5 protein-coding genes are annotated in these 4,254 nt (G+C 72.4%); 3 read left to right on the top strand and 2 right to left on the bottom strand.

Translation table 11 applies throughout. The annotated features are described in order from the left end of the window. Window positions 1–42 precede the first annotated feature (42 nt). Window positions 43–999 carry a periplasmic binding family protein gene (locus ABD073_RS00735; RefSeq protein WP_343871796.1) on the bottom strand — a complete coding sequence of 319 codons (957 nt, stop codon included), beginning with the start codon at window positions 997–999 and terminating at the stop codon, window positions 43–45. Window positions 1,000–1,070: 71 nt separating this feature from the next. On the opposite strand from ABD073_RS00735, the gene ABD073_RS00730 reads away from it, so the two are divergent. From ABD073_RS00730 to ABD073_RS00720, 3 genes are all read left to right on the top strand, one after another. Further along, complete coding sequence (locus ABD073_RS00730) at window positions 1,071–1,709, top strand: DNA-3-methyladenine glycosylase (RefSeq protein WP_343871795.1); 639 nt, start codon at window positions 1,071–1,073, stop codon at window positions 1,707–1,709. A 177-nt stretch (window positions 1,710–1,886) separates the two neighbouring features. Beyond that, window positions 1,887–2,303 carry an SRPBCC family protein gene (locus ABD073_RS00725; RefSeq protein WP_343871794.1) on the top strand — a complete coding sequence of 139 codons (417 nt, stop codon included), beginning with the start codon at window positions 1,887–1,889 and terminating at the stop codon, window positions 2,301–2,303. 176 nt (window positions 2,304–2,479) lie between these two features. Then, window positions 2,480–3,133, top strand: coding sequence for a DUF2271 domain-containing protein (locus ABD073_RS00720; protein WP_343871793.1), 654 nt, complete (start codon window positions 2,480–2,482; stop codon window positions 3,131–3,133). A 23-nt stretch (window positions 3,134–3,156) separates the two neighbouring features. On the opposite strand, the gene ABD073_RS00715 is transcribed toward ABD073_RS00720, so the two are convergent. Then, window positions 3,157–4,089 (bottom strand): FAD:protein FMN transferase, encoded by a 933-nt coding sequence (locus tag ABD073_RS00715; protein ID WP_343871791.1) that lies wholly within the window; start codon window positions 4,087–4,089, stop codon window positions 3,157–3,159. Window positions 4,090–4,254: the final 165 nt, after the last annotated feature.

Genomic DNA, 4,254 nt, shown 5'->3' with positions numbered 1-4,254 from the left:
TGCCGGCCGCCGTCGTCATGCTGACGCGATGTTCCGGGTGCCTCAGCCGCCCACCGTCGCGGTGATGTCCGTGCCGGCCAGCGTGGTGACCACGGTGGTGCCCCCCACGTCCCAGGTGATGACCGGCAGGGCCATCTGGTACTTGCGCTCGATCTGGAAGCTGGGCGTGGCCTCCGGGTGGCCCTCGCTGGCCGGAAGGCTCGCCGCCAGCCGCGCCAGCACCGCGGGATCCACCTGCGAGGCCGGGAAGGTGGGGCCGGTGGCGTCGGCCTTGCGGGCGGAGCGCCAGCTGGGCACCTTGGCCTGCCGGGTCATCCGGTCCACCACGCCGTCCTCGTCGCGCGAGGCGGTGTCGGCCCAGAAGCCACCATCGGCGTCCCAGCCCATGGCCAGCACCCGGCCGGTGCCGGCGGTGTCGCGGATGGCCTCACGGAAGCCGTCGGCCGTGGTGAAGTCGAGCCGGTTGATGGCCGAGCCGTCCGGGCGGAAGAAGACCGGCATGGACTCCGGGCGGGTGGTGACCGTCATCAGCACCTGGCCCTGGTCGTACTCGACGATCTGCAGCTCCTGGTTCGAGCTGGAGCCCGAGACCCGGGCGGCCTGGGTGAGGATCTGCGGCAGTCTGTCGACGGCATAGTCCGCGGGGGAGAAGCTGGCCTGCTTGATGTACTCGATGTCGCTCTCGACGGGGGTCACCACGCCCGCGTCCCAGCGCCAGGCCACCACGCGCCCGTCCTTGAGGGCGCTGAGGGTGGCCGAGGAGGCGCTCATGTCCACCTTGATCACCGGCAACCCGCCGCTGGCCCGGACCAGTGCGTCCAGCGCCGTGCGGGCCGCCCCTGGGCGCAGCAGGGCCGTCGAGGCCGCGGACGGCGCCACGGAGGAGGCCGTGGCGGCCGGTGCGGTGGCCCGGGGCTCGGTGGGCGTGGTCGTCGAGCAGGCGGCCGTCGCGAGCAGCGCGGCGGCCACCACGGCCGGGGCTCCCGCGCGAATGGTCACCGGACAAGCCTACTGGCGGGCGGTGGCAGCCTGTCCCGACGGCGGTCCACAGGGCGTGCGACCATGGCAGGGTGATCGACCTGTCCCGTGACCCGCTCGAGGTGGCCCCCGAGCTGCTCGGCGCCGTGCTCTGCCATGACGGGGTGGCGCTGCGGCTGACCGAGGTCGAGGCCTACCGGGGTGGCGACGACCCGGCCTCGCACGCCTTCCGGGGGGTCACGCCACGCACCCGGGTGATGTTCGGTCCCTCGGCGCACCTCTACGTCTACCTCTCCTACGGCATCCACCTGGCCGCCAACATCGTCTGCGGGTCCGACGGCACGGCCGGTGCCGTCCTGCTGCGGGCCGGTGAGGTGGTGGCCGGCCACGAGCTGGCCCGTGGTCGGCGGGCGGCCGGACGCCGGCCCGACGCCCCGCCCGTGCCCGACCACCTGCTGGCCAAGGGGCCCGGCTGCGTCGGGCAGGCGCTGGGCCTGTCCCTGGCGGACTCCGGTGCGGTCGTGGAGCAGTCCGACCAGGCCGCGCCTGCTCCGGCGCACGGCAGTTTCCTGCTGCTCGACGGCCGTCGTCCGGTCCGCACGGCCAGCGGCCCGAGGGTGGGCGTGAGCCAGGCCGCCGACCATCCGTGGCGCTTCTGGGAGGCCGGCTCACCGACCGTCTCCAGCTACTCGCGCAGCCGTCGCGCCGCACCGCCGCAGGGACCGCTCTGACGCGCGTCTCGGCTTGTGAACCTGCGCTCAAGGGCCGGTCCGGTGACATTGCTCACTGAACCGCCGAAGTCCCTTCCGCGCCCGTCGGAGGGACACTAGAGTCTTGTCACACCGGCCGGATGGACCCGGTCCGGTGGATTCTCACAACCTGCAATGTCGCAAGGAAAGAGGTCCCCAATGTCCGATCAGACCCTGAGCGAGGCGCCCGGCGCGACCCAGGACACCGCCGTCGTGGTGAGTCGGCTGGTGTCCCATCCCATCAAGGACGTGTGGAAGGTCCTGCTCACCGACGAGGGCACCGAGGCGCTGCTCGGTCCGGGTGGCAGGCTCGGCGACAAGGGCCAGGGCTGGCAGGCCGACGACGGCACCCACGGCGTGACCCGCAGCTTCCACCCCCTGGAGCAGATCCGCTTCTCCTGGCACCGCGACGAGAACGCCCCGGCCACCCTGGTGGACCTCCACCTCTCGGCCGAGGGTGAGGACCGCACCAAGCTGGAGATCGTCCACGACAAGCTGCCGGCAGATGCCGACCGTGACTGGCTGACCGAGCACTGGACCAAGGCCCTGGACCGGATCAGCGAGGACGCCCTCTGACGGCTCTCCGGACCACGACGGCCGCCCGCTCGCCTGAGCCGGGCGGCCGTCGCGCGTCGCGGGCCCGGCCTTCACAGCCGGCTCGTGCCAGGGGCACAGCACCGGCACAGGCTTGCAGCCGAGGGTGGTGACATCCCCACCGGCCGTCGCCGGGCCAACCCCTCCAGGAGCCTTCCATGACCACCTCCCGTTTCTCCCAGGTCTCCCGCCGTGCCTTCCTGGGCGGCGCCTCGATGGCCGCCCTCACCGGGCTGGCCGCCTGCGCCACCACGGACAGCACCTCCTCCGCTACCTCCGGCGCGTCGAGCCAGGCCAGCTCCCCGGCCAGCACCGGCCCCACCACGACGCCGAGTGCCGCTGCCACCACCAGCGCCTCGACCGGACAGGGCGGCACCCTGCCCGCCACCGCCCAGGCCACGGTGAGCTTCACCTACACCGCCAGCGGTGGCGGCATGGTCAAGAACCCCTACTACGCGGTCTGGGTGGAGGACGCCACCGGCGCCTTCGTCAAGACCCTGATGCTGTGCCACCTGTCCGGCCAGGACCGCTGGCTCAACGAGCTGAGCGCCTGGTACGCCAAGTCCGGCGGCACCGACACCACCACGGAAGGCACCAAGCCCGCGGGCAGCTATGACTGCACCTGGGACTGCACCGACGCCGACGGCAACCGGGTGCCCGCCGGGAGGTACAACTTCTGCATCGAGGCCAACCGGGAGCACGGCACCGAGTCGCTGGTGGCCTCCCTACAGACGCTGGGCGGAACGGCCCTCGACGTGGACCTCGGCAGCAATGGGGAGCTGACCACCACCCACCTCAGGTTCACCGCCTGAGCCTGGTGCGCCCGCCCCTGGACTCAGGCCAGCAGTTGCTGCCAGCCCGCGCTGCAGCGGTGCTGGCCGTCCGCGGTCACCAACAGTGCCTCGGCGGCCGGCCAGTCGTCGACGAAGGCCACGGCCTGTTCGGGCTCCAGGACGCCGCAGATGGTGGCCAGCGCGTCGGCGGTGCCGCAGTCCGGGGCCACCACCGTGGCCTGCGCCAGGTGCTCCACCGGCCACCCGGTGCGCGGATCGATGACGTGCCCGAACCAGGCCTCGCCCACCCGGAAGCCGCGCCGCGCCAGGCCCGAGCTGGCGATCGCCGCGTCGTGCAGCGCCACCGTCGCGATCCGGTCGGCCCCGTTGTCCGCCGGACGCAGCGGATCCTCGACGCCGACCCGCCAGACACCCTCGCCGCGGTGGCGCAGGTCTCCGCCGGCGTTCACCCCGATCCTCGTCAGCCCGGGCACCTCGCGCCAGGCGCGCTCCAGGGCGGCGTCGACGATCCAGCCCTTGACGAAGGCGTTGACGTCCGCGCCGCGGCAGTCACCGGTGCGGCGCAGCCGACCCGACTCCTCGCGCCAGGGGAGCTCGGCGATGGAGCGAGCCAAGGTGGCCATCTCCTCGCGCGACGGGACGACGCCCTCACGCTCGGCACGCAGCCAGCGCAGCCGCAGCGGCTCGCAGGCCGGGTGGAAGGCGCCCCCGCCCAACCGGAAGTAGTGCTCCGAGCGCAGCAGCACCGCCTCCAGCTCCGGTGAGGGCTGCTCGATCTCGCCGCGACGCCAGCGCATCAGCTCGGAGGCCGGCTCCCAGGTGGTGAAGACGGCCGCCAGTTGCTGCACCTCGCTCAGCACCACCTGCTCCCCGGTCTCGGCTGCCGACTGGTTCTGCGCCCACACCTGGATCCGCAGGTCGGTTCCCATCACGGGCTGGTAGAGGCCTTGTGAGAAGCCCTCGGTTCGCGACATGTCACACTCCAAGACGGTGGCATTTGCAGCGTAGAAGAGGCTTGCGGCTGCGATGGCAGTTCGATTCTAGACTTTCAGCTACTTTCGCTGACCAAACCGGCTCTTCGGACTTGAGGTGGGGGTCACGTGTCGAGGCCGCCGGCGATGAGTAGGCAGCGGAGGCGG

Origin of the sequence: Luteococcus peritonei (assembly GCF_039526385.1) — a bacterium.
Classification (GTDB): domain Bacteria; phylum Actinomycetota; class Actinomycetes; order Propionibacteriales; family Propionibacteriaceae; genus Luteococcus; species Luteococcus peritonei.
The sequence above is the reverse complement of the archived record's forward strand: the minus strand, read 5'-3'. Positions and strand labels throughout refer to the sequence as shown.